Source organism: Gardnerella sp. DNF01205 (assembly GCF_049244135.1).
Lineage (GTDB): Bacteria > Actinomycetota > Actinomycetes > Actinomycetales > Bifidobacteriaceae > Bifidobacterium > Bifidobacterium leopoldii.
Window position 1 is genome coordinate 349,893 of the sequence record NZ_CP058378.1, and the last position, 21,860, is coordinate 371,752.

Here is a 21,860-nt window from a genome sequence, read left to right on the forward strand (position 1 = left end):
ATGACTCGTAGCATCAAGAAGGGCCCTTTCGTCGACGCCCACTTGCAGAAGAAAGTCGACGAGCAAAACGACAAGGGTACGCACAATGTCATTAAGACTTGGTCGCGTCGTTCGATGATCACTCCTGATTTCATTGGACACACCTTTGCCGTACATGATGGCCGCAAGCATGTGCCGGTATTCGTTACCGAAGCCATGGTTGGTCATAAGCTCGGTGAGTTCGCCCCGACCAAGACCTTTAAGGGTCACGTGAAGGACGACAAAAAGGCACGCCGCTAAAGGAGAGTTAGGACACATGGAAGCTAAAGCAATCGCTCGTCACGTTCGCGTGACGCCGCGCAAGGCTCGCCGCATGGTCGACCTCATCCGAGGCAAGCGTGCAAGCGAAGCTATTACCATTTTGAAGTTTGCTCCTCAGGACGCATCATTGCCGGTGCGCAAGGTTCTTGAAAGCGCGATCGCTAACGCTCGCGTTAAGGCTGAAAAAGCCGGTGAACCATTCCGTGAGCAGGACTTGGTCATCAAGGAAACCTATGTGGACGAGGGTGTAACGCTTAAGCGTTTCCGTGCTCGTGCACAGGGTCGCGCTGCGCGCATTAACAAGCGCACAAGCCATATCACTGTTATCGTCTCGCTTAAGGAAGGAGCCCGCTAAAGATGGGTCAGAAGATCAATCCTTTCGGCTATCGCCTGGGCATCACCGAGAATCATCGCTCTAAGTGGTTCTCTGACTCCAACAAAGCTGGCGAGCGTTATCGTGACTTCGTCCTTGAGGATGACAAGATTCGCAAGGAAATGAGCCATGACCTCGAGCGTGCTGGCGTATCTCGTATCGTTATCGAGCGCACTCGTGATCGCGTTCGTGTAGATATTCACACTGCTCGTCCGGGTATTATCATCGGTCGTCGTGGCGCTGAAGCTGAGCGCGTTCGCGCAAAGCTCGAGAAGCTCACAGGCAAGCAAGTACAGCTCAACATCTTCGAAGTGAAGAATGCTGCACTTGACGCTCAGTTGGTTGCTCAGGGAATTGCGGAGCAGTTGACAAACCGTGTTACATTCCGTCGTGCTATGCGTAAGGCACAGCAAGATGCAATGCGTGCAGGTGCCAAGGGTATCCGTATCAAGCTCTCCGGTCGCCTTGGTGGCGCCGAAATGAGCCGCTCTGAGTTCTATCGCGAGGGTCGCGTTCCACTGCAGACTCTTCGTGCCTTGATTGATTACGGCTTCTTTGAAGCTAAGACCACATACGGCCGTATCGGCGTAAAGGTCTGGATCTACAAGGGTGATATGACCGAGCGTGAGTTCGAAGAGCAGCAGGCTCAGCAGGGTAAGCGTGAAGGTCGTCGTGGTGGCGATCGTCGTCCACGTCGTGGCGCACGTCCTGCTAACCAGCAGAAGGCTGCTGAAGCACAGGCTGAAAAGCCAGCTGAAGCTGCAGCTGCTGAAGCTCCTGCCGCAACGGAAACGAAGGAGTGAGCAGATGCTTATCCCAAAGAGGACTAAATATCGTAAGCAGCACCGTCCTACCCGTAGCGGCATGTCTAAGGGTGGCACCGAGATCGCTTTCGGCGATTTTGGTATTCAGGCGCTGGCTCCGGCTTACATCACTAACCGACAGATCGAGGCAGCTCGTATCGCAATGACTCGCTACATTAAGCGTGGCGGTCGTGTGTGGATTACGATCTTCCCAGATCGTCCATTAACCAAGCACCCGCTTGGTGCGCGAATGGGTTCCGGTAAGGGTGCTCCAGAATTCTGGATTGCCAACATCCACCCAGGACGCGTAATGTTCGAGATCGGTGGTGTTTCTGAGGACATCGCTCGCGAGGCTTTGCGCCGCGCTATCGATAAGCTCCCAATGAAATGCCGTGTTATTGCGCGTGAAGGCGGTGACATCTGATGCCAGTCGGAACTGCAGACTACACCATCAAGAATTTGAACGAGAAGACAAATGCTGAGATCGAAGGCTTCTTGAAGAAGTCTAAGGAAGAGCTATTTAACTTGCGCTTCCAGGCAGCAACTGGTCAACTCGAAAACAGCGCTCGCCTCAAGGCGGTCAAGCACGACATTGCCAGGATGTATACTATCCTGCGTGAGCGTGAACTCGGCATCAGCCAAGAGCCTGGCGCCACTGAGGTCAAGGAGAAGTAAGCATGGCTGAGAACCAAGAGCGCAACTTCCGCAAGGTTCGTCGCGGCTACGTCGTGTCCGAGGCCATGGACAAGACAATCGCCGTTGAGCTGGAGCAGCGTTCGACACACCCGCTTTACGGTAAAGTCGTTCGCTCCACCCGCAAGGTCAAAGCCCATGATGAACACAATGAGGCACATATTGGCGACCTCGTGAGTATTATGGAAACTCGGCCACTGAGCAAGACCAAGCGTTGGCGTCTCGACTCGATTATCGAGCGCGCCAAGTAAACAAGTTCGGCAAGGCTCCGCGCTTCACCTGTGTCTGCTACTGTGGTAGACACAGGTGAGTGGGGAGAACCAGCTCGGCTAAGGAGAATCAATGATTCAGCAGGAAACGCGGCTTCATGTCGCCGACAACACGGGTGCTAAGGAGTTACTTGCCATCCGCGTGCTCGGTGGATCGAAGCGACGCTATGCCGGCATCGGCGACATCATCGTCGCCTCCGTCAAGGACGCGATCCCTGGCGGGTCGGTCAAGAAAGGCGACGTAGTTAAGGCTGTCGTCGTCCGTACTGTCAAGGAACATCGCCGTGTCGATGGTTCCTATATTAAGTTCGATGAGAACGCCGCCGTAATTCTCGGCTCCGGTCGTGAACCAAAAGGCACTCGTATCTTCGGACCAGTCGGTCGTGAATTGCGCGATCAGCGCTTCATGAAGATTGTGTCCCTTGCTCCGGAGGTGATCTGATATGGTAGCCAAGATTAAGTCCGGCGACCAGGTGAAGGTCATTCGCGGCAAGGATCGCGGTAAGGAAGGCAAAGTAGTTCGTGTACTAGCCGATGACCGTTTGATCGTAGAAGGCGTTCAGGTCGTTAAGAAGCACGTTCGCGCCACCCAGCAGGGTCAGCAGGCGGGCATTGTTTCGGTTGAGGCTCCAATCCATCGCTCTAATGTGATGGTTATTGATCCAGAGACCAAGCAGCCTACACGCGTTGGCGTGATTGTTAAGCAAGAGGCTCGTGACGGCAAGGTTAAGACCGTGCGCGTGCGTGTCGCCAAGAAGTCCGGAAAGGAGCTGGCATGACCGATACTACAGTTGAGTTGCCGGCAACTCCGCGCTTAAAGCAACAATACAAGGATGAAATCGTACCAGCCTTGGAGAAAGAATTCGGCCACACTAATCCTATGCAGGTGGCTCGCGTGCAGAAGGTTGTCGTCTCTATGGGCGTCGGCGCTGCAGCTCGTGATTCTAAGCTCATCGAAGGTGCGATTAAGGATCTCACTTTGATTGCCGGCCAGAAGCCAAAGGTAACTAAGGCAAAGAAGTCTGTCGCTCAGTTCCATTTGCGCGAAGGTCAGGCTATCGGTGCTTACGTAACTCTTCGTGGCGATCGTATGTGGGAATTCTTGGATCGTTTGCTCACTCTGGCTTTGCCTCGTATCCGCGATTTCCGTGGTATCAATGGCAACCAGTTTGACGGTCAGGGTAATTACAACTTTGGTCTTACGGAACAGTCTATGTTCCATGAGATCGATCCTGACTCGATTGATCATCAGCGTGGTATGGACATCACCGTGGTGACTACCACCAAGGACGATGTGGAGGCCAAGTCTTTGCTTAAGCACCTCGGTTTCCCATTCAAGGAGAACTGAAATGGCAAAAACCGCTCTGAAAAACAAGGCGGCCGCCAAGCCGAAGTTCAAGGTACGCGCTTATACGCGTTGCCAGGTTTGTGGTCGTCCTCACTCCGTGTATCGCAAGTTCGGTCTGTGCCGCATCTGCCTTCGTGAGAAGGCTCATCGCGGTGAGTTGCCGGGTGTTACGAAGTCCAGTTGGTAAATATCGACGCTGAAGGTCCACTGCTTGAAGACAAAGTTCTCATATAGAGGCGGTGGAAACCACGGCGAGAAAGGGCGTTAGCCCACATGACAATGACAGATCCAATCGCAGACATGTTGACACGTCTGCGTAATGCGAGCGCGGCAAAGCACGATACCGTGGAAATGCCGTACTCCAAATTCAAGGCGAATATCGCCGAGATTCTGAAGCACGAAGGCTATATTAAGGACTTCGCTGCTAAGGAAGCTAAGGTTGGACAGACGTTGGAAATTACGTTGAAGTATGGCTCCAATGGCCAGCGTTCTATCCAAGGCATCAAGCGCATTTCTAAGCCAGGCTTGCGTCGTTACGCAAAGTCTGATGCTTTGCCAATGCCTCTTGGTGGCCTCGGTATTGCTATTATCTCGACCAGCTCGGGATTGTTGACTCAGAAGGAATGCCTCGATCGAGGCATTGGCGGCGAAATCGTCGCCTACGTATGGTGAGAAAGGAGAGCTGAAGATGGCATCGCATATTGGTAAGCTCCCCGTCGACATTCCTGCAGGCGTGGAAGTAAAGATTGAAGGTCAGTCCTTCAGCGTCAAAGGCGCTAAGGGTTCTGATTCTTATGAAATTCCAGAGGGAATCACCGCAGCAGTCGCTGACAATCAGATTGTTCTGACTCCAGTTGACGATTTGCGCCCAACTCGTGCAAAGCATGGTTTGGCTCGCGCAATTGTTGCTTCTATGGTGAAGGGTGTGCATGACGGCTACACCAAGACTTTGGATATTGTCGGTACCGGTTATCGTGCAGTGATGAAGGGCAAGGGCATTGAGTTCTCGCTCGGTTATTCTCACACTATTACCGTTCAACCACCGGCAGGTATTGAGTTCGAGTTGCCAAATCCTAACCAGGTAATCGTAAAGGGCACCGATAAGCAGACTGTTGGCCAGGTTGCTGCTAACATTCGTAAGCTTCGTGCTCCAGAACCTTACAAGGGTAAGGGTATTAAGTACACCGATGAACGTATCCTGCGCAAGGCTGGAAAGGCTGGTAAGTGATATGAGCGTTAAGATTTTCGGTAAGGGTACCAAAGTCGCACGTTTGCGTCGTCACGCCCGTCTTCGTAAGCACATTGCCGGCACATCTGAACGTCCTCGTTTAGTTGTTTCCCGTTCTAACCGTCATATGGTTGCTCAGATTGTGGATGATACCAAGGGAATTACTTTGGTAAGCGCTTCCACTTTGACTGCTGACTTCGCTGGTTTCACTGGCACGAAGACTGAAGCTGCAACCAAGGTTGGCGAATTAGTAGCGGCTAAGGCGAAGGAAGCGGGTATCACCGCTGTAGTCTTCGACCGTGGCGGTAACAAATATCATGGTCGCGTCGCAGCAGTGGCTGAAGGCGCCCGTCAGGGAGGTCTGGCACTGTGAGCGACAACGAAAAGGAAACCCAAGTGGCTGAAGAAACTCAGAACACTCAGGCATCCGCTGAGGAGCGTAACGATGATCGTCGTTCTCGCCGTAACAAGGGCGAGGGTAAGCGCGGCGAACGTCGTAATCGTCGTGAAGAAAACCGTGGCGAAGAGCTTCTGGATCGCGTAGTTACTATTAACCGTGTTTCCAAGACCCACAAGGGTGGTCGTACCTTTAGCTTTGCAGCACTTGTTGTTGTTGGCGACGGTAAGGGCACTGTTGGTGTTGGTTACGGCAAGTCTCGCGAAGTTCCAGCTGCTATTGCTAAGGGTCAGCTTGACGCTAAGAAGCATATGTTCACTGTTCCACGCATTCGTGGTACCGTCACTCATCCAGTGCTCGGTCACGATGCTGCTGGTACTGTGTTGCTCCGTCCAGCTGCTCCAGGTACTGGTGTAATTGCTGGTGGTGCTGTGCGCGCTGTTATGGAATGCGCCGGCATTACGGACATCCTCACCAAGTCCATGGGCTCTGCAACTGCTGTAAACGTAGTGCGTGCTACTGTGGACGCTTTGAAGAAGCTCGAAGAGCCAGAAGAGATTTCTGCTCGTCGTGGTCTTTCTCTTGAGGAAGTCGCTCCTGATGCTTTGCTCCGTGAGCGTGCTGCCGGCATTGCCGAAGCTCGCAAGGCTCGCGAAGAAGCTCAGGCCGCCAAGGCATCTGAAGCAAAGGATGGTGAGTGATGTCAAATTTGAAGATCACTCTGGTGCATGGTTTAGTTCATACAACTGAGCGCCAGCGCGCGAATGTTCATACGCTCGGCCTTCATAAGATTGGTCACAGCGTAGTTCGCGAGGACACCCCCGTCAATCGTGGCTTGGTTATGGCCGTTCGCCACTTGGTGAGCGTCGAGGAGGTCGACTGATTATGGCTAACGAAGAACCAATGCTGCATATGCACACGTTGCGTCCAGCTCCAGGAGCTAAGAAGGATCGCATCCGTGTAGGTCGTGGTGAAGGCTCTAAGGGTAAGACCTCAGGTCGTGGTGATAAGGGCACAAAGAAGCGTTATCAGGTTCGTCCTGGCTTCGAAGGTGGCCAGCTCCCACTGTACATGCGCTTGCCTAAGTTGCGTGGCTTCAAGAGTCCTTTCAAGAAGGAATTCCAAGTCGTCAACGTTGCAGATCTTGCTGAACTTTTCCCAAAGGGTGGCGAGGTTACTGTAGCTGACCTTATTACTAAGGGCGCTGTACGTGATGGCTATCCTGTAAAGGTTCTTGGTGATGGTGAATTGACTGTTGCCTTGACTCTTAAGGGTATGAAAGCTTCTGCTTCTGCTAAGGCAAAGGTTGAGGCTGCCGGCGGCTCCATCAGCGAAGAGTAGTTAAAGGCTACTTAAAGCTTGATGCAGTTATAAATCTGTGATAGTCCCTCTAGCATTGTCTAGAGGGACTATTTTTATCACCAAAACTCACCAATAACCTATTTCAGTAGGTACCGTGGGTTAAACTATTGCCTCAGAGTTTGTTTTTTGCACTGTTGCGCCTAGGAGTGCGCGAAAAAAGGGAGGAAGACCCAGGTGAAAACGTTAATCCAGGCCTTCAGGACGAAGGAGTTGAGGAACAAGATCCTCTTCGTCTTCGCTATGATAATTATTTATCGTATTGGTTCATTTATTCCGATTCCGGGTGTGGACTATAAAGTTGTGCATGCTTGCACTGTTAAATTAGCTTCATCGAGCGAGAACTTTATTGGGTTAGTTAACTTGTTCTCAGGTGGCTCGCTGTTGCAGCTTTCTATTTTTGCTTTGGGTGTTATGCCTTACATCACTGCTTCCATTGTGATTCAGCTTTTGCGCGTGGTTATTCCTCGCTTTGAAGCTCTTCATAAGGAAGGTCAGTCTGGAGAAACAAAGCTTACGCAGTACACGCGTTATCTAACTATTGGATTGGCAATTTTGCAATCTACTACGATTTTGGTAACAGCACGTACGGGTGCTTTGTTTAATTATCAGTGCGGAAATAATATTATTCCAGACGGAAGCATGTGGAGCCTTATTGTCATGGTTTTGATCATGACTGGCGGTACTGGTCTTATTATGTGGATGGCAGAACTCATCACCGATAAGGGTATCGGTCAAGGCATGTCTGTCTTAATCTTTATGTCTATTTGCTCTGGCTTCTTGCCAAAGCTTTGGGAAATTGGTTGGGGCACCAACGGTTCTAATGGCGATTGGAATAAGTTCGCTATTGTTGGTGGCGTTTTGATTGTTATCCTCATATTTGTTGACTTTGTTGAGCTTGCTCAACGTCGTATTCCTGTGCAGTATACGCGCCGCATGATTGGCCGAAAAATGTATGGTGGCTCTTCGACTTATTTGCCATTAAAGGTGAATATGAGTGGTGTTATCCCACCAATCTTTGCTTCGTCAATTCTTGCTGTTCCTACTCTTATTGCCCAGTTTGGAGATAAGAGCAAGGCTTGGGTGAATTGGATTGAAGCTAATTTGGCTAATTCCACTTCTGCTTGGTATATTGCGTTTTACACAGTAATGATTGTGTTCTTCTGCTTCTTCTACACAGAGATTACTTTTAATCCTGATGAGACTGCAGATAACATGAAAGAGTATGGTGGCTTCATACCAGGCATTCGCGCTGGTAGTGCTACAAGTCATTATCTTAGCTATGTTATGAACAGGTTGAATACTGTCGGTGCTATTTATTTGCTCTTTGTTGCATTGATTCCTACCGTTTTGATTATGGCTTTGCATTTGAATACAAAATTGCCATTCGGTGGTACAACAATTTTGATTATTGCTGGCGTTGGTTTGGATACGTTGCGTCAAGCAAAGGCTCAGACTGAACAATTCCAGTATGCTGGTTTCTTGTTCAAGCATGATGAGCAAAAGCAAGTATCTAAGTAACTACAGTTAGCGAGCCAAGGAGATGAATATGCGATTACTAATTATGGGTCCACAGGGCGTTGGAAAAGGCACTCAGGCCGCTTTGTTAAGTGAACATTATGGCATTCCAGCGATTTCTACTGGTGATATTTTCCGCTATAACCTTAAGAATCATACTGAGCTTGGAAAACAGGTTCAGGGATATCTTGACAAGGGCGAGTTGGTTCCAGATGAGCTGACTAACAACATTGTTAAGGATCGTCTTGCTCAAGATGATGCAAAGAGTGGTTGGATTCTCGACGGTTATCCTCGCAACGCTTCTCAGGTTCAAGCTTTAGATCGTATGTTGGAAGAGCTTGGCACTCCTCTTGATCACGTTGTGGCTCTCGAGGCTGAGCGCGATGTTTTGCTCGAACGCATGCAAAAGCGTGCAGTGGAGCAAGGCCGTTCTGACGATACTCCAGAAGTAATTGCTAAGCGTTTGGAAACGTATGAGAAAGAAACAGCTCCATTGCTTGATATTTATGATAGCCGCGGTCAGTTGGTTGAAGTAGATGGCGTTGGAGATATTAAGGAAATCAATAATCGCATTGTTGAATCACTTAATTAAGTAGTGCGTTTTTAAATTTAAAAAGTAAGATGCGTTCTGTTCGACACGCCGAGTGTTGAATGGGACGCATTTACTGTATTATAGAAGATTGGCGTGTCTTCGGATGCGCAAAGTAGTATGCCCAAGGAACGGAACGAGGCTCATGGCAAAAGACGGTGTGATTGAAGTCGAAGGCACGGTAGTAGAAGCACTACCAAATGCGATGTTTCGCGTTCAGCTTGAGAATGAGCACATTGTTTTAGCTACGATCTCTGGTAAGATGCGTAAAAATTATATTCGCATTCTTCCTCAAGATCGTGTAGTGCTAGAGATGAGCCCTTACGATCTGAATCGTGGGCGTATTACGTACCGTTATAAGTAAGGTACAAGCAAAGGAAAACCATGAAGGTCAGCCCTAGCGTGAAGAGGATCTGCGAAAACTGCCGCGTGATCCGCCGTCACGGCCGCGTCATGGTGATCTGCATTAACCCACGTCATAAGCAGCGTCAGGGCTGAGCAGATTTCCATCGCGGAATACAAAGAATAAGGCGCTAAGTCACAGCAGAAGCTGAACCCTGGGTGCGCAGGCCCAGGCCGCATTTAATTTCTATTAATGCGGAAGACTTGGTGCACGACCTGCGTAACAGTAAAGGAATTACAATGGCACGTCTTGCCGGAGTAGATATTCCCAATGAGAAGCGCATTGAGATTGCCCTCACCTACATTTTTGGTGTTGGTCGTACTCGCGCTAAGGAAACGCTTGCCGCGACCGGTGTTAATCCGGACACTCGCGTCAAGGATCTTACGGATGAACAGCTGATCACCTTGCGTGATTATCTTGAGGCCAATTACAAGATTGAAGGCGATTTGCGTCGTGAGATCGACGCTGACATCCGTCGTAAGATTCAGATCAACTGCTATCAAGGCCAGCGTCATCGCAAGGGTCTTCCTGTGCGTGGTCAGCGTACCAAGACTAATGCTCGTACTCGCAAGGGTCCGAAGCGTACTGTCGCCGGGAAGAAGAAGGCCACCCGATAGTAGTCGGTGGTCGGCTCTAGGCCACGGATATATTTCCATCGTCTAGACATACCAACTCATTCGTCATTAGGAAACGAGGGTCAATGGCAGCTGCAAAGCAAGCCTCGCGCAAGCCGCGTCGCCGGGACCGCAAGTCGGTGCCGGTTGGGCAGGCGCATATTAAATCAACATTCAATAACACGATTATCTCCATTACCGATCCATCCGGTGCAGTCCTTTCTTGGGCTTCCGGCGGTGATGTCGGCTTTAAGGGTTCCCGTAAGTCGACTCCTTACGCTGCAGGTATGGCTGCTGAGTCTGCCGCACGCAAGGCAATGGAGCATGGCCTCAAGAAGGTCGACGTGTTTGTTAAGGGTCCAGGTTCCGGTCGTGAAACCGCTATCCGTTCCCTCCAGTCCGCGGGTCTCGAAGTTGGTTCTATTACCGACGTTACCCCGCAAGCGCATAACGGCGTACGTCCACCAAAGCGTCGCCGCGTCTGAGCACTCTTACGAATCCATCCATCCAACCCGCTTATGGGCGGCGAGTGCACCACCGACCAGAAGCTGAAAGGATACCAAAGTGCTTATCGCACAGCGTCCGACACTTACCGAGGAATCACTGAATCCCCAGCGTTCTCGCTTTACTATTGAGCCGCTGGAACCAGGTTTTGGCTACACTCTCGGCAATTCGCTGCGTCGTACCTTGTTAAGCTCTATTCCAGGTGCTGCCGTTACTTCGGTTCGCATCTCTGGAGCTCTGCATGAGTTTACGACTCTGCCAGGTGTTGAAGAAGATGTCACTGAAATTCTGCTGAACATCAAGGGCATCGTGCTCACGAGTGAGTACGACGAGCCTGTAGTGATGTATTTGCGCAAGAATGGTAAAGGTGAAGCCACTGCTGGAGATATTACTCCTCCAGCCGGTGTTACTATTGCTAACCCTGACTTGCATATTGCTACACTCGCAGAAGATGGTGAACTTGAAATTGAGTTTACTGTTGAACGCGGTCGCGGCTACGTGCCAGCTCAGATGAACAAGCAGGAGAACAGCGAAATCGGCCGCATTCCTGTGGATTCGATCTACTCACCAGTTTTGAAGGTGAGCTATAAGGTCGAAGCTACCCGCGTGGAACAGCGCACGGACTTCGATAAGCTCATCCTGGATGTGGAAACCAAGCCAGCTATTACACCGCGTGATGCAGTTGCATCTGCAGGCTCGACTTTAGTTGAGCTTTTCGGTCTTTGCCGTGAGCTTAACGTTGATGCTGAAGGTGTTGAAGTTGGTCCAGCGCCAACTCATGATGAAGCTGATTCTCAGTTGGCTATACCGATTGAAGATATGAATTTTACTCAGCGTAGCTATAATTGCTTGAAGCGTGAGGGTATTCATACAGTCGGCGAACTGGTAGTTCACACTGAGCAGGATTTGCTCGATATTCGTAATTTCGGCATGAAATCCATCGATGAAGTTAAAGAGAAGTTGCAGGCAATGGGTCTGTCTTTGAAGGCTTCACCGATTGGCTTCGACGCCAATAATCTCGAAGGTGGCACTTTCTTCTCGCCTGAAGACGAGTAAGTTCCGCCTGCAATCGTCGTAACGTTCGGATGTTCGGGTTGATGCCCACCTGAGCGATGCGACAATAAGGAGTAATAATGCCTACACCGAAACAAGGCCCTCGTCTGGCTTCTAGCCCGGCTCATGAGCGCCTGATGCTGGCCAATATGGCGACCAGCCTCTTCCAGCACGGTCGTATCGTAACGACGTTGCCAAAGGCAAAGCGTCTTCGTCCGCTTGCTGAGCGTTTGATTTCATTCGCTAAGCGTGGCGATTTACATTCGCGTCGTCGTGTGTTGCGTGTAATTCGCAACAAGTCCGTGGTTCACGTGCTTTTCACTCAGATTGCTGAGCAGATGAAGCAGCGTGAAGGTGGTTACACCCGCATCGTGAAGATTGCTCCACGTCGTGGTGATACCGCTCCTCAGGCAATTATTGAGCTCGTGACTGAGCCAGTAAGCCCAAAGAAGGCTGTTGTGAAGGAAGCTGAAGCAGCTACTAAGGTTGCAGCTAAAGAAGAAGCTGCCGAGTAGTTTATATTCCAGCTTTACGCATCGGTAAAGTGAATCTTAAAGCAAGCGTTTAATCGCTTCTTAAAGAATTGCTAAGACGAGTCGAGGTTAGTTCCTCGGCTCGTTTTTTATTTGTATTATTATTAAGTTATGCCGAATATTATTGATTTGTTGCGCAACGATTTCTCTACCTTCGCTCAGCGCAAGTTTAATGCCGTGGATGCGCTGATTTTGTGCGAGCTATCTTATATAAATATGCCAACTTCCGTGCCAAAATATTGCGATAATCCAAAGAATATTTCGACTGTATCTATTAACGAATTGCTTAGAATAGAAGACTATTCGTCAATGTTTGCTTCTGGGGCTCCTAAAGTAGATAAATTCCGTAGGAAGCTGCTTCTTGCTGTCGCTTCCAGCCCTAGGTATAGGGGAATTCGCGTAGGGGAGTATCTTGAGAGGTTTGATGAATCAAATATTGACGAATCATTAGAACAGCAGTTTGCTGGAGTTACTTTTGATCTTAGCAATTGCGAGGGGATTGATAATCCTCATACTCTTGTTGTTGCGTATCGTGGCACTGATAATACGCTTGTTGGGTGGAAAGAAGATTTCAACATGGCTTTCCGCTGCCCAGTGCCAGCGCAAGAATCTGCTGCTGAATATTTGACTTCTGTAGCGCAAAGATATAGCAAACGTTATTCTAATAAAAACTTCTTTAATAAACTTTTTGCGAACAAACTTTTTGCCCGCTTTTCAAAATCTTCCGTAGACTTGCAAAATAATAATTCAAATATTATTGTTGTCGGTCATTCAAAAGGTGGGAACATGGCTGCTTATGCGGCTATGCGCTTAGATGCTACAAGTCAAAAACTAGGTGACCTTGTATCAAAAATTTATTCTATGGACGGCCCTGGTTTTGCGTCTGATGTAGTGGATACAAGCGTTTTTGCGAATGTTTCAAGTCGTATTGAAAAAGTAGTTCCGCAGTCTGCTTTTATTGGACTGATTATGGATACTGGGGTGCCGTATAAAGTCACGACTGCCGATTCTATTGGCTTAATGCAACATTTTGGCATGTATTGGCAAGTTAAGAATGGCGATTTTGATTACTGCGATTGCGTAACGCCGCGCGCGCTGGCAGTTTCTAAGGCAGCGAACGAGTGGATGATGAATTTGCCGTTTGAAGAGCGCAAGCGCAGGATTGACGCTGTTTATAAGATTTTTAGTAATTTGGGTTACCCAACTTTTGATGAAATGTCTTTGCATTGGTCGGAAGTTGTTCCTAAATTATTGAAGGTTGCGATGCATATGGATTCAAAGACTCATGAGCTGATTCGTAGTGTTATGAGCGCTTTTGCGCTTGTGGGCGGTTCGGATAAGAAAAGCTAGTGTAAAGTCTGTTTGGAAAGGTTTTTAAATGCGACTTCGCTTGGATTTGGCTTATGACGGCGGCGGATTTTATGGTTGGGCTAAGCAGCCTACTTTGCGCACTGTTCAAGGTGATATTGAAGCAGCATTGCATATGGTTTTGCGTGTCCCGGAAAATGATCCTACTGAATCGTTGCGTCTTACTGTTGCTGGTCGTACGGATACTGGCGTTCACGCATCTCATCAAGTGTGTCATTTAGATATTTCAGATGAAACATTGCAACGTTGCATAGGGCATACTGGTTTAGATGGTGTTAGTGCGTTGGAGTATAGGCTGAGGCACGTTCTTGCGCAGGATATTGTTATACACAAGGTTAGTGTTGCGCCTTATGGCTTTGATGCTAGATTTTCTGCGCTAGAGCGCACATATGTGTATCGTATTGCTGATGGGTATTGCAAAGCTAAATATGATCCTCGTATGCGCGGCTTTGTTTTGCGTTTTGATTCAGAGCTTGATATTGATGCTATGAATCAGGCTGCGCGTCTTATGGTTGGTTTGCATGATTTTGGCTCATTTGCTAAGCCGAATCCTGGCGGAACTACTATTCGCAAAGTTAAGCAGGCTCGATGGCACAGAGTTGGGTCAAAGGATGCGCAGAATAGTACTGGATTTGTTCTTCCTATTGAACAAAGTTTGCTTGAATTTACTATTGTCGCTGATGCTTTTGCGCACAATATGGTGCGTTCTCTTGTGCAAGCTTGTGTGCAAATTGGTTGTGGAAAGCGTTCTCTTGATTGGTTTGAGGAAAAGATTAATGTTCCTCTTCGTGAAGGCTCGACGGGTCCAATTGATCCTCATGGATTGACATTGGAATATGTAGCTTATCCTCCTGATGAGGAGCTTGCTTCTCGCGCTGAAAAAATTCGCGCTCGCCGTGATTCGTCTGAGTTATAACGTTTCAACGCACCATGGATTTTATATTCGCGGCATGGTTTACAATTGAAAAGTTGCGTTTGTGCGCGCTTGCAGTGCGACAAATCGCAAGTGGATGAATGTCCGAGCGGTCTAAGGAGCACGCCTCGAAAGCGTGTGAGGGTAAACTCCTCCGCGAGTTCGAATCTCGCTTCATCCGCGAATTAACCAAGCCTAAAGCTGTAAATTGCTTTAGGCTTTTTTAATTCGCCGAGCTTGCGTCAATAAAGACGCAGGCAGGGCAGACTAGTGTATTTCCGCGCAAGCTCAGCAGCAAGCGCGTAATCCGCGCGAACTTTCTCTCGCGTTTGGAGCGTTTTGTTTTGGAAATTGCTCCAAACGTGCGCAACTTATCTCGCGTTTGAAGTCAAGTCCTGTTTTGTGTGTAAAGGGGAATGCCGTATAGGCTAAAAGCACTAAGTTTAAGTTTTACTTCAAAATAAGTTTTGCATCAGTAGGATACCCAAGCTCATAAGCTCTTAACAGTCTAGATGTGATTAATTGCACAATTGCATTTTTAAGAGTTTGTTGGGCGCGCATTACAGAATCGTTATCATCGCTTTTTGCAGTAACGTTATTCTCGGATGCATTATTATTTTTTGACGTAATCGTTATTATTTGATTAAAAGCAGCTAGTTCTTCTCTAGCGCAATCCATGTAAGCTATAGCGGTAATCGGCAGATCTTTTCCGTTTACTGAATCATGTGTTTTTCCGCTTTCTAACGTCTCTTGAGGAATATCGTAAACTTTTTTGCGCAAGTCTGTTCCTTCTCCTGCAGCTCGCATAAGAGTTTGAGCATTTGTCGACGCCATATCGCTGTATTCCAATGCAATATTTTGCTCTTTTCGCGCTGCTAGTGTCTGTAAAATAAAAGCAAGTTTGTCTTCAGCTTCTGCAGCTTGAGCCAAGGGCTGATGTGTCCATTTGAAGTTTTTGTAATGATTTATTACTTCGATAAGATTCGCGTATGAATCGTGCTCCATTTGTTGCGCTGTTGTAGTTTTTGTATTTTCTGAGCTTTCGTTTCCGCTTTTATTGCTTACATTATTTGAATTTTCGTCACTATTTTTCTTTGAAAGCATTTCCCATTGAGCTTGCGTGCTGTATACAATGCTTTCGCTTAATCTTCCTGGGCATTGCTGAGCGACAGTTTTCCAATATTTCGCTGCGGTTTCAAAATCCTTAAGGGATGTGTTATTCTGGTTCTTTTTGATTTCGCGCTGCCTTTTTTGCGCAAGCCTGTATGCTTTAGCACATGCATTTTCTGGAGCTGCTGTGTGAACTGTATGCTCGACATGAATGTTTTGCAATGTTCCGCAAGCGGTTAAGAGTGGAGATATTAAAACGCATATAAGAAGCACGAGTGCTCTGGCAATACTGCGTTTTACTTGTTTGTGCATATCATTTAACAAAACATAAAGTGTCTGCATAATCTACTAAAATAGCCACTGACTGTGACCAATATCGATTTATTAATTTGGTATTTGTTCTAAGTCTGTAACAATTAAAGCTAACTGTTGTTAGAAGAAAAAAATAAGTGTGCTCTAATAGTTACAATTAATAATCATAAATTAATGCGTTATAACGAGAGGACGTGCGCGATGGAATTGGATTTGGCGGGAATGCATCAGCTTGCGGCACAGCAGGGGATTAATGCCGAGGAGCTGGACGAGGCGCTCGCCGAGGCCTTGCGTCTTGCGTATATGAAAACCGCTCATCCTGCAAAGCATGTGCGAGTTGAATTGGACGAACGTGCAGGTTCGTTCACTGTGTGGGCTAGGGATGAAATTCCTGGTAAACCTACTGAAGATAACCCGTATCCAGCCCCAACGCTGGGAGAGGAGTATGACGATACTCCACGTGATTTTGGTCGTTTAGCTGCTGCGACGGCTCGTCAAGTTATTAGTCAAATTTTCCGTAAAGCTGAAGATGACCGCGTATTTGGTGCGTTTTCTGGTCAAAAAGGCAAGCTTATTAACGGCATCATTCAACAAGACGCAAAAGATAACACTAACATCCACGTTGCTGTTGGAGACGTTGAAGCTATTTTGCCGCGTCGCGAGCAGGTTCCAGGTGAACGTTACCGCCATGGCGAGCGTATTCGCGTATATGTTGTAAATGTTGCTCGCGGTCTGCGTGGTCCAGAAATTGTTGTTTCACGTTCACATCCTGAATTAGTTCGTCGTCTTTTTGAGCGAGAAGTGCCGGAACTTGTTTCTGGAGCAGTTTCTATTATGTCGATTGCGCGTGAAGCCGGTGCTCGCACAAAGATTGCTGTTAGAGCTAATACTGAAGGTGTGAATCCAAAGGGTGCTTTAATTGGTCCTGGCGGTTCACGCGTGCGTGCTGTAATGGAAAACTTGGGTCAAGAGAAGATTGATATTGTGGATTGGTCGTCTGATCCAGCAAAGTTTGTTGCTGCTGCTCTTTCGCCTGCTACTGCTACACAAGTGCAAGTAGTGAGTGAAAAGAATCAAACTGCAGTTGCTTTTATTCATGATGCTCAGCTTTCTCTTGCTATTGGTAAAGAAGGTCAGAACGCTCGTTTGGCTGCAAAGTTGACTGGTTGGAAGATTGGTATTGAGTCTGCGGAAGAGCATGCTAAGAAGGTTGCTGCAGCTCAAGCACAAAATGCTCAGCCTGCTTCAGTTGATTTGAATAATAACGCATCTGCTGCTGAATAGATTGTTAATTGAGAAGTGCTAAATATTTTTTAGATTGATATTTCCGCAATGTTTAGCACTTCTTGATTGTTTATTTTGCTAGTGGTGTGCAAATAAAGTAGTCTCTCGTGCAGCGTTTGGCGACACTCGAGCCAATCCAACGTTTCGAGTATGCTAAAAGCTGGAATCTGGGCGAAAGGCAATCGCCATCGTCCGGCGGGAGACGAGGTATAAGATCATGGTCGCACGATGATATATCGCACGATAATAAATAATAAGCTCGCAATAATGTAAAGTGGTCGCGTGTACTAGCGCTGCCACAGACAGAGGAGAACACTGAGTGGTTAAAAAGCGCGTGTATGAACTGGCCAAAGAATTTGGTGTAGACAGTAAAACCGTGTTGGAGCGTTTGAAGAGCATGGGTGAATTTGTTAAGTCTGCTTCTTCAACAGTTGAGGCTCCAGTAGTCCGTCGTTTGCAAACAGCGTTAGCATCTGACGGAAATAAGTCCGAAAAGGCATCTAGTGCAAGTAAGCCTGCTGCGCCAAAAGCTAAGCCTCAAGCTAAGCCGCAGGCTAAACCTCAAGCTAAAGATTCGTCACACAGTGATTCTGTAGCTGGCTCTTCTGCTAACCAGCCTGTGCATAACACAGCTTCTCATTTTGCTCCAAAGCCGGGTGCAAATCATACTCGTTCAAACAATACTTCGCGTTCTAATGCGTCTGCCGGCGAAAATAGAAAAAATGATCGCCGCAATGATAATCGCGGCGAATCGCGACAGCAAGCTCAAGGTCAATCTCACTCAGATCGTTCACAGATGCCTCCTCGCCCTCGTCCGCACCAGAATGCACAAGGTGCAGGTGCATCTGCTCCACGTCCTGGTAATAATCCGTTTAGCCGTAAGCAAGGTATGCGTGCTCCTACACCTGGAGATATTCCACGTCCTCATCCGATGTCTCGTCCTGGCGCTGAAAATGGCCGCGGTGGTCGTCCGGGTCAAGGTGGCTCTGGAGCTCAAGGTTCGCGTGGTGAACGTGCAGAACGCGGTGGTCGCTCACGTGGCGGTCGCTCTGGTCAAGGTGGCGCACGCTCATCGCAGTGGTCGGGTCAGCGTCGCGGTCAAGGTGGCGCAGGTGCAGGCTCCGGTGCATCTTCTCGCCCATCTGCAGAATCTCGTTTTGCGTCTCAAGGAGCTAGTTTCCAGGCTGCTGCAGCGGGCGCACCTAATGGTGGTCCATCGCGTAGTGGCGGTCGCGGTCGTGCAGGAGCTGCAGGCGCATTCGGTCGTCAAGGTGGTAAATCTTCTAAGGCTCGTAAGAATCGCTTAGCGAAACGTCGTGAATACGAAGAGCTTAAAGCACCAGTGATTGGCGGTGTGCGTATTCCTTCTGGTAACGGCGCTACGATTCGCTTGCGTCAAGGCGCAACTCTTTCTGATTTGGCAGAAAAGATCGATGTAAATCCAGCAGCTTTGGTAACTGTTCTCTTCCACTTGGGTGAGATGGCAACAGCTACACAATCTTTGGATGAGTCGACATTCCAAATTTTGGGTGAAGAAATTGGCTGGAATATCAGCATTGTTTCTGCTGAAGAAGAAGATAAAGAGCTTTTGCAGCAGTTTGACATCGATTTGGACGAAGAAGAGCTGCAAGAAGATGACGATTTGCAGTCTCGTCCGCCTGTAGTAACAGTTATGGGTCACGTCGATCACGGTAAAACTCGCTTGCTTGATACCATTCGTAAGTCGAATGTTATCGATCGCGAAGCAGGTGGCATTACTCAGCGCATCGGTGCTTATCAAGTAACTGTAAATCTTGAAGGAAAGCCTCGTAAGATTACGTTCCTCGATACTCCAGGCCACGAAGCGTTTACTGCTATGCGTGCTCGCGGTGCTGAGCTTACAGACGTTGCAATTCTTGTTGTTGCAGCAGACGACGGCGTGATGCCTCAGACTGTTGAAGCTATTAACCACGCTCAAGCTGCTCATGTGCCAATTGTTGTGGCTGTGAACAAGATTGATGTTGAAGGTGCTAACCCAGATAAGGTTCGCGGTCAGCTTACAGAATACGGTTTAGTTGCTGAAGATTACGGTGGAGACACCATGTTTGTGGATATTTCTGCAAAGCAGGGCACGAACGTCGATAAGCTTCTTGAAGCTGTGTTGTTGACTGCTGACGCTGAGCTTGATCCTAAAGCAAATCCAAATATGGATGCTCGCGGTGCAACTATCGAAGCTCGACTCGATAAGGGTCGTGGTGCTGTTGCTACTGTTCTTGTGCAGCAAGGTACTCTTCACGTCGGTGATTCTATTGTTGCTGGCACTTCTTATGGTCGTGTGCGCGCTATGCTCGACGAGAACGGCAAGCATTTGCAGGATGCGGCTCCTTCCACTCCTGTTCAGGTGCTTGGTTTGACCTCTGTTCCAACCGCTGGCGACTTGTTCTTGGTTACTTCGGACGACCGTTCTGCTCGTCAAATTGCTGAAAAGCGCGCAGCTACAGAGCGTGCAGCTCAGCTTGCTAAGCGTCGCAAGGTTGTGTCTCTTGAAAGCCTTAAGGAACAGTTCGCTAAGTCTGAAGTTGACATGCTGAACATCGTTATTAAGGGCGATTCTTCTGGTTCTGTTGAAGCTTTGGAAGATTCCTTGATGAAGATTGAGGTCTCTGAGGAAGTTGGCATCCAGGTTATTCACCGCGGTGTTGGTGCAATTACTCAGAATGATGTGAACTTGGCAACTGTCGATAAGGCTGTGATTATTGGATTCAACGTGCGTCCAAACCGTCAGGTTGCTGATTTGGCTGAGCGTGAAGGCGTGGAAGTTAAGTACTACTCGGTTATTTACAAGGCAATCGAAGATATCGAAGCTGCTTTGAAGGGTATGCTTAAGCCAGAATTTGAAGAGGTTGTCACTTCTCACTCTGAGATTCGCGAAATCTTCCGTTCTTCCAAGTTCGGCAATATTGCTGGTGTTATGGTTCAAGATGGCGAAGTCAAGCGCGGTACGAAGTGCCGTATTTTGCGCGACGGCGTTGCTACAGTCAACGACTTGGAGATTTCCAGCTTGCGTAGGTTTAAGGATGACGTGCAATCCGTTAGCGAAGGTTATGAAGCTGGTATTAATCTCGGCAGCTTTAATGACATTGAGCTTGGCGATATAATCGAAACCTTTGAAATGAAGCAGATTGAGCGCAAGTAATTATGGCAGGAACGAATCCTAGAGCTGCACGTATTGCAGCATTAATTCAGCGCGTAATCGCTTCCAATATGGAATCGCATTTGCATGATAAGCGTTTGGCGAGTGTAACTATTACGGAAGTGCGCGTTACGAACGATTTGCAAATTGCAAAGGTTTACTGGACTCAACTTGGTCACGAAGGCAAAGAGCAGGGCGAGCGTCAGCGTGCAGCACAAGCTTTGCAGCAGGCTCACGGTCGACTGCGCTCTTTGGTCGGTGCAAAAGCTGGATTGCGTTTGACTCCTCAATTGCAATTTATTTATGACGAAGTGCCGTCTGAAGCGCACGAAATTGAGGATATTCTTGTTGCAGCTCGTCATCGTGATGAAGAATTAGCTAAGTTGCGTGAAAATGCTAAGTATGCTGGCGATGTCGATCCGTATAAGAAGCCACGCGAAGTTGAAGAATCTGACGATGATTTCGATGACGACGACGATTTTGACGACGACGATGACTTTGAAGAGGGCGACTTTGAAGACATGTCTGAATCGTCTGACAACAATTAAATCTCAAAGCAAACTCAATGTGAATCGTATAGTAGCTAGATTTAACTTATGTGCATACCAGATTCAGGATTACTGCTTGTAGATAAGCCGCAAGGTGTTACAAGTCACGATATTGTTGCATGCGCTCGTCATTTGTTGCATACAAAGCGAGTTGGGCACGCAGGAACGCTTGATCCTATGGCAACAGGATTGCTAATCATAGGTTTTGGCAATGCAACGCGACTTTTAAATTACATGTTGGGGCACAATAAAACCTATGAAGCAGTAATCCGCTTAGGAGAAGCAACTACTACTGATGATGCAGAAGGTGAAATTCTTCCGAATGACGCATTAAATATAGGTCCGGGGGTTCACGTCGCTAATAAAGACATGTCTTTTGAAAAGTCACTGTCTTTTGAGCGAATTAAGCAAGTTGTTAGCGAAAATTTAGTAGGCAAAATTATGCAAGCTCCTACTGCTTTTTCTGCTATTAAAATTAATGGTCAACGCGCTTATGATTTAGCGCGCGAAGGAAAATCAGTAGAGATTGCTCCTAGAGAGATATTTGTTAGTGATTTTTCAGTGAGCAATCCTCGAATTACTAGGGGAGTGAGTGGGAAACTCGTATGCGATATATCTGCAAAAGTTTCTTGCAGTAGTGGAACATATATTCGCGCTTTAGCTCGTGATTTAGGTCGCTTACTAGGAGTTGGTGGACATCTTACTCAGCTTCGTCGCACTAGCGTTGGTGATTTTTCGGTTACTGATTCGCGAGTTCTTAAACTTCGCTCGCAAATGCGAGAATTTACTGATCGCAATGGAGTATTGCAGCATCGCTCAAAAGCAGTTCCTAGTGACGATTTTGACGCAAATAATATGCTTCCTAAAATTTGCTTAAATATGATGGATGCAGCTTCGCATTCGCTTCCAACTTTAAGCATTGATGAGAATCAAGCTAAAGACTTACGTTTTGGGCGCTGGATTGAGCTTAAATCTGGCATAAATTACGAAAATTATCCTGCAATAGCGTACGTTTCAAACGCAAATACTGAGGAATGTGACGTTGTTGCAGTAGTTGAATTGACAAAAAATATAAAAAGTAATCAAATCAAACCAATTGTGGTATTTCCGGCAAGCGAGAAGACTGGTAAACTAGATAAGTATTTAAAATAACGAATTGCGTATTTTGC

General features: G+C 47.8%; 30 protein-coding genes, 1 tRNA gene and 2 pseudogenes. 32 read left to right on the plus strand and 1 reads right to left on the minus strand.

Annotated features, from left to right (window positions below):
* The 27 genes from rpsS to HXT47_RS01620 all read left to right on the plus strand — a co-directional run bounded on the left by rpsS (position 1) and on the right by HXT47_RS01620 (position 14,446).
* Positions 1–279, plus strand: coding sequence for a 30S ribosomal protein S19 (gene rpsS / locus HXT47_RS01490; protein ID WP_004114357.1), 279 nt, complete (start codon positions 1–3; stop codon positions 277–279).
* 16 nt (positions 280–295) lie between these two features.
* A complete protein-coding gene (rplV, locus tag HXT47_RS01495; protein ID WP_004105510.1) occupies positions 296–655 on the plus strand; it encodes a 50S ribosomal protein L22 in 360 nt (119 codons plus the stop codon).
* A gap of 2 nt (positions 656–657) precedes the next feature.
* Complete coding sequence (rpsC, locus tag HXT47_RS01500; protein ID WP_004574090.1) at positions 658–1,476, plus strand: 30S ribosomal protein S3; 819 nt, start codon at positions 658–660, stop codon at positions 1,474–1,476.
* 4 nt (positions 1,477–1,480) lie between these two features.
* Positions 1,481–1,900 (plus strand): 50S ribosomal protein L16, encoded by a 420-nt coding sequence (gene rplP, locus HXT47_RS01505; protein WP_004109684.1) that lies wholly within the window; start codon positions 1,481–1,483, stop codon positions 1,898–1,900.
* Complete coding sequence (gene rpmC, locus HXT47_RS01510) at positions 1,900–2,151, plus strand: 50S ribosomal protein L29 (protein WP_004105502.1); 252 nt, start codon at positions 1,900–1,902, stop codon at positions 2,149–2,151. The genes rplP and rpmC overlap by 1 nt, the downstream gene beginning before the upstream one ends.
* A 2-nt stretch (positions 2,152–2,153) precedes the next feature.
* The gene (gene rpsQ, locus HXT47_RS01515) at positions 2,154–2,420 is read left to right on the plus strand and encodes a 30S ribosomal protein S17 (RefSeq protein ID WP_004114365.1); all 267 of its coding nucleotides are present in this window, start codon (positions 2,154–2,156) and stop codon (positions 2,418–2,420) included.
* Between the two features lie 91 nt (positions 2,421–2,511).
* On the plus strand, positions 2,512–2,880 hold the full coding sequence (rplN, locus tag HXT47_RS01520; RefSeq protein ID WP_004574089.1) for a 50S ribosomal protein L14: 369 nt from the start codon (positions 2,512–2,514) through the stop codon (positions 2,878–2,880).
* 1 nt (position 2,881) lies between these two features.
* Positions 2,882–3,217, plus strand: coding sequence for a 50S ribosomal protein L24 (gene rplX, locus HXT47_RS01525; RefSeq protein ID WP_004105501.1), 336 nt, complete (start codon positions 2,882–2,884; stop codon positions 3,215–3,217).
* Positions 3,214–3,786 carry a 50S ribosomal protein L5 gene (gene rplE, locus HXT47_RS01530; protein ID WP_004109679.1) on the plus strand — a complete coding sequence of 191 codons (573 nt, stop codon included), beginning with the start codon at positions 3,214–3,216 and terminating at the stop codon, positions 3,784–3,786. Before rplX ends, rplE begins: the two co-directional genes overlap by 4 nt.
* 1 nt (position 3,787) lies before the next feature.
* Positions 3,788–3,973 (plus strand): type Z 30S ribosomal protein S14, encoded by a 186-nt coding sequence (locus HXT47_RS01535; RefSeq protein ID WP_003808046.1) that lies wholly within the window; start codon positions 3,788–3,790, stop codon positions 3,971–3,973.
* A gap of 86 nt (positions 3,974–4,059) precedes the next feature.
* Positions 4,060–4,458: a 30S ribosomal protein S8 gene (gene rpsH, locus HXT47_RS01540; protein ID WP_004105495.1), complete on the plus strand. Its 399-nt coding sequence runs from the start codon at positions 4,060–4,062 to the stop codon at positions 4,456–4,458.
* Positions 4,459–4,474: 16 nt separating this feature from the next.
* On the plus strand, positions 4,475–5,014 hold the full coding sequence (gene rplF / locus HXT47_RS01545) for a 50S ribosomal protein L6 (protein WP_004105494.1): 540 nt from the start codon (positions 4,475–4,477) through the stop codon (positions 5,012–5,014).
* 1 nt (position 5,015) lies between these two features.
* Positions 5,016–5,387: a 50S ribosomal protein L18 gene (gene rplR, locus HXT47_RS01550; protein WP_004109670.1), complete on the plus strand. Its 372-nt coding sequence runs from the start codon at positions 5,016–5,018 to the stop codon at positions 5,385–5,387.
* Positions 5,384–6,112, plus strand: coding sequence for a 30S ribosomal protein S5 (gene rpsE / locus HXT47_RS01555; RefSeq protein WP_004574087.1), 729 nt, complete (start codon positions 5,384–5,386; stop codon positions 6,110–6,112). The genes rplR and rpsE overlap by 4 nt, the downstream gene beginning before the upstream one ends.
* Entirely contained in the window at positions 6,112–6,294 is a 183-nt protein-coding gene (gene rpmD / locus HXT47_RS01560) for a 50S ribosomal protein L30 (RefSeq protein ID WP_004105491.1), read from the plus strand. Before rpsE ends, rpmD begins: the two co-directional genes overlap by 1 nt.
* A 2-nt stretch (positions 6,295–6,296) precedes the next feature.
* Positions 6,297–6,752, plus strand: coding sequence for a 50S ribosomal protein L15 (rplO, locus tag HXT47_RS01565; protein ID WP_004105490.1), 456 nt, complete (start codon positions 6,297–6,299; stop codon positions 6,750–6,752).
* Positions 6,753–6,947: 195 nt separating this feature from the next.
* On the plus strand, positions 6,948–8,291 hold the full coding sequence (secY, locus tag HXT47_RS01570) for a preprotein translocase subunit SecY (protein ID WP_004574086.1): 1,344 nt from the start codon (positions 6,948–6,950) through the stop codon (positions 8,289–8,291).
* Between the two features lie 28 nt (positions 8,292–8,319).
* Positions 8,320–8,880 carry an adenylate kinase gene (locus HXT47_RS01575; RefSeq protein ID WP_004574085.1) on the plus strand — a complete coding sequence of 187 codons (561 nt, stop codon included), beginning with the start codon at positions 8,320–8,322 and terminating at the stop codon, positions 8,878–8,880.
* A 142-nt stretch (positions 8,881–9,022) separates the two neighbouring features.
* Positions 9,023–9,241, plus strand: coding sequence for a translation initiation factor IF-1 (gene infA, locus HXT47_RS01580; RefSeq protein ID WP_004105485.1), 219 nt, complete (start codon positions 9,023–9,025; stop codon positions 9,239–9,241).
* Between the two features lie 20 nt (positions 9,242–9,261).
* Positions 9,262–9,375, plus strand: a complete 114-nt coding sequence (gene rpmJ / locus HXT47_RS01585) for a 50S ribosomal protein L36 (RefSeq protein ID WP_003842636.1) — start codon at positions 9,262–9,264, stop codon at positions 9,373–9,375.
* 144 nt (positions 9,376–9,519) lie between these two features.
* Positions 9,520–9,897 carry a 30S ribosomal protein S13 gene (gene rpsM, locus HXT47_RS01590; protein WP_004105472.1) on the plus strand — a complete coding sequence of 126 codons (378 nt, stop codon included), beginning with the start codon at positions 9,520–9,522 and terminating at the stop codon, positions 9,895–9,897.
* 83 nt (positions 9,898–9,980) lie between these two features.
* Positions 9,981–10,379 (plus strand): 30S ribosomal protein S11, encoded by a 399-nt coding sequence (gene rpsK, locus HXT47_RS01595; RefSeq protein WP_004105468.1) that lies wholly within the window; start codon positions 9,981–9,983, stop codon positions 10,377–10,379.
* A 79-nt stretch (positions 10,380–10,458) separates the two neighbouring features.
* Positions 10,459–11,454 (plus strand): DNA-directed RNA polymerase subunit alpha, encoded by a 996-nt coding sequence (locus HXT47_RS01600; protein WP_004574084.1) that lies wholly within the window; start codon positions 10,459–10,461, stop codon positions 11,452–11,454.
* Positions 11,455–11,531: 77 nt separating this feature from the next.
* Positions 11,532–11,966, plus strand: a complete 435-nt coding sequence (gene rplQ, locus HXT47_RS01605) for a 50S ribosomal protein L17 (protein ID WP_004129014.1) — start codon at positions 11,532–11,534, stop codon at positions 11,964–11,966.
* A 129-nt stretch (positions 11,967–12,095) separates the two neighbouring features.
* Complete coding sequence (locus HXT47_RS01610) at positions 12,096–13,334, plus strand: Mbeg1-like protein (RefSeq protein WP_004105456.1); 1,239 nt, start codon at positions 12,096–12,098, stop codon at positions 13,332–13,334.
* Between the two features lie 28 nt (positions 13,335–13,362).
* Positions 13,363–14,268, plus strand: a complete 906-nt coding sequence (gene truA, locus HXT47_RS01615) for a tRNA pseudouridine(38-40) synthase TruA (RefSeq protein ID WP_421789152.1) — start codon at positions 13,363–13,365, stop codon at positions 14,266–14,268.
* A 92-nt stretch (positions 14,269–14,360) separates the two neighbouring features.
* Positions 14,361–14,446 (plus strand) — tRNA-Ser (locus tag HXT47_RS01620).
* 269 nt (positions 14,447–14,715) lie between these two features.
* Here the strand turns inward: HXT47_RS01620 and HXT47_RS01625 are convergent.
* Positions 14,716–15,717, minus strand: coding sequence for a hypothetical protein (locus HXT47_RS01625; protein WP_004105452.1), 1,002 nt, complete (start codon positions 15,715–15,717; stop codon positions 14,716–14,718).
* 171 nt (positions 15,718–15,888) lie between these two features.
* On the opposite strand from HXT47_RS01625, the gene nusA reads away from it, so the two are divergent.
* From nusA to truB, 5 genes and pseudogenes are all read left to right on the plus strand, one after another.
* Positions 15,889–16,971, plus strand: coding sequence for a transcription termination factor NusA (gene nusA / locus HXT47_RS01630; RefSeq protein WP_004105450.1), 1,083 nt, complete (start codon positions 15,889–15,891; stop codon positions 16,969–16,971).
* Between the two features lie 319 nt (positions 16,972–17,290).
* Positions 17,291–17,438, plus strand: a pseudogene (locus HXT47_RS01635) (translation initiation factor IF-2 N-terminal domain-containing protein); the annotation flags it as partial.
* A gap of 176 nt (positions 17,439–17,614) precedes the next feature.
* Positions 17,615–20,146: pseudogene (gene infB, locus HXT47_RS01640) on the plus strand (translation initiation factor IF-2); the annotation flags it as partial.
* Between the two features lie 2 nt (positions 20,147–20,148).
* Positions 20,149–20,691 (plus strand): 30S ribosome-binding factor RbfA, encoded by a 543-nt coding sequence (gene rbfA, locus HXT47_RS01645; protein ID WP_004105446.1) that lies wholly within the window; start codon positions 20,149–20,151, stop codon positions 20,689–20,691.
* 48 nt (positions 20,692–20,739) lie between these two features.
* The gene (truB, locus tag HXT47_RS01650) at positions 20,740–21,843 is read left to right on the plus strand and encodes a tRNA pseudouridine(55) synthase TruB (protein ID WP_004105445.1); all 1,104 of its coding nucleotides are present in this window, start codon (positions 20,740–20,742) and stop codon (positions 21,841–21,843) included.
* The last annotated feature ends 17 nt before the right edge of the window (positions 21,844–21,860 follow it).

Coding starts and splice junctions, on each gene's coding strand:
- rpsS (WP_004114357.1), top strand. CDS start 1: ATGACTCGTAGCATCAAGAAGGGCCCTTTCGTCGACGCCCACTTGCAG.
- rplV (WP_004105510.1), top strand. CDS start 296: ATGGAAGCTAAAGCAATCGCTCGTCACGTTCGCGTGACGCCGCGCAAG.
- rpsC (WP_004574090.1), top strand. CDS start 658: ATGGGTCAGAAGATCAATCCTTTCGGCTATCGCCTGGGCATCACCGAG.
- rplP (WP_004109684.1), top strand. CDS start 1,481: ATGCTTATCCCAAAGAGGACTAAATATCGTAAGCAGCACCGTCCTACC.
- rpmC (WP_004105502.1), top strand. CDS start 1,900: ATGCCAGTCGGAACTGCAGACTACACCATCAAGAATTTGAACGAGAAG.
- rpsQ (WP_004114365.1), top strand. CDS start 2,154: ATGGCTGAGAACCAAGAGCGCAACTTCCGCAAGGTTCGTCGCGGCTAC.
- rplN (WP_004574089.1), top strand. CDS start 2,512: ATGATTCAGCAGGAAACGCGGCTTCATGTCGCCGACAACACGGGTGCT.
- rplX (WP_004105501.1), top strand. CDS start 2,882: ATGGTAGCCAAGATTAAGTCCGGCGACCAGGTGAAGGTCATTCGCGGC.
- rplE (WP_004109679.1), top strand. CDS start 3,214: ATGACCGATACTACAGTTGAGTTGCCGGCAACTCCGCGCTTAAAGCAA.
- HXT47_RS01535 (WP_003808046.1), top strand. CDS start 3,788: ATGGCAAAAACCGCTCTGAAAAACAAGGCGGCCGCCAAGCCGAAGTTC.
- rpsH (WP_004105495.1), top strand. CDS start 4,060: ATGACAATGACAGATCCAATCGCAGACATGTTGACACGTCTGCGTAAT.
- rplF (WP_004105494.1), top strand. CDS start 4,475: ATGGCATCGCATATTGGTAAGCTCCCCGTCGACATTCCTGCAGGCGTG.
- rplR (WP_004109670.1), top strand. CDS start 5,016: ATGAGCGTTAAGATTTTCGGTAAGGGTACCAAAGTCGCACGTTTGCGT.
- rpmD (WP_004105491.1), top strand. CDS start 6,112: ATGTCAAATTTGAAGATCACTCTGGTGCATGGTTTAGTTCATACAACT.
- rplO (WP_004105490.1), top strand. CDS start 6,297: ATGGCTAACGAAGAACCAATGCTGCATATGCACACGTTGCGTCCAGCT.
- HXT47_RS01575 (WP_004574085.1), top strand. CDS start 8,320: ATGCGATTACTAATTATGGGTCCACAGGGCGTTGGAAAAGGCACTCAG.
- infA (WP_004105485.1), top strand. CDS start 9,023: ATGGCAAAAGACGGTGTGATTGAAGTCGAAGGCACGGTAGTAGAAGCA.
- rpmJ (WP_003842636.1), top strand. CDS start 9,262: ATGAAGGTCAGCCCTAGCGTGAAGAGGATCTGCGAAAACTGCCGCGTG.
- rpsM (WP_004105472.1), top strand. CDS start 9,520: ATGGCACGTCTTGCCGGAGTAGATATTCCCAATGAGAAGCGCATTGAG.
- rpsK (WP_004105468.1), top strand. CDS start 9,981: ATGGCAGCTGCAAAGCAAGCCTCGCGCAAGCCGCGTCGCCGGGACCGC.
- rplQ (WP_004129014.1), top strand. CDS start 11,532: ATGCCTACACCGAAACAAGGCCCTCGTCTGGCTTCTAGCCCGGCTCAT.
- HXT47_RS01610 (WP_004105456.1), top strand. CDS start 12,096: ATGCCGAATATTATTGATTTGTTGCGCAACGATTTCTCTACCTTCGCT.
- truA (WP_421789152.1), top strand. CDS start 13,363: ATGCGACTTCGCTTGGATTTGGCTTATGACGGCGGCGGATTTTATGGT.
- HXT47_RS01625 (WP_004105452.1), bottom strand. CDS start 15,717: ATGCAGACACTTTATGTTTTGTTAAATGATATGCACAAACAAGTAAAA.
- nusA (WP_004105450.1), top strand. CDS start 15,889: ATGGAATTGGATTTGGCGGGAATGCATCAGCTTGCGGCACAGCAGGGG.
- rbfA (WP_004105446.1), top strand. CDS start 20,149: ATGGCAGGAACGAATCCTAGAGCTGCACGTATTGCAGCATTAATTCAG.
- truB (WP_004105445.1), top strand. CDS start 20,740: ATGTGCATACCAGATTCAGGATTACTGCTTGTAGATAAGCCGCAAGGT.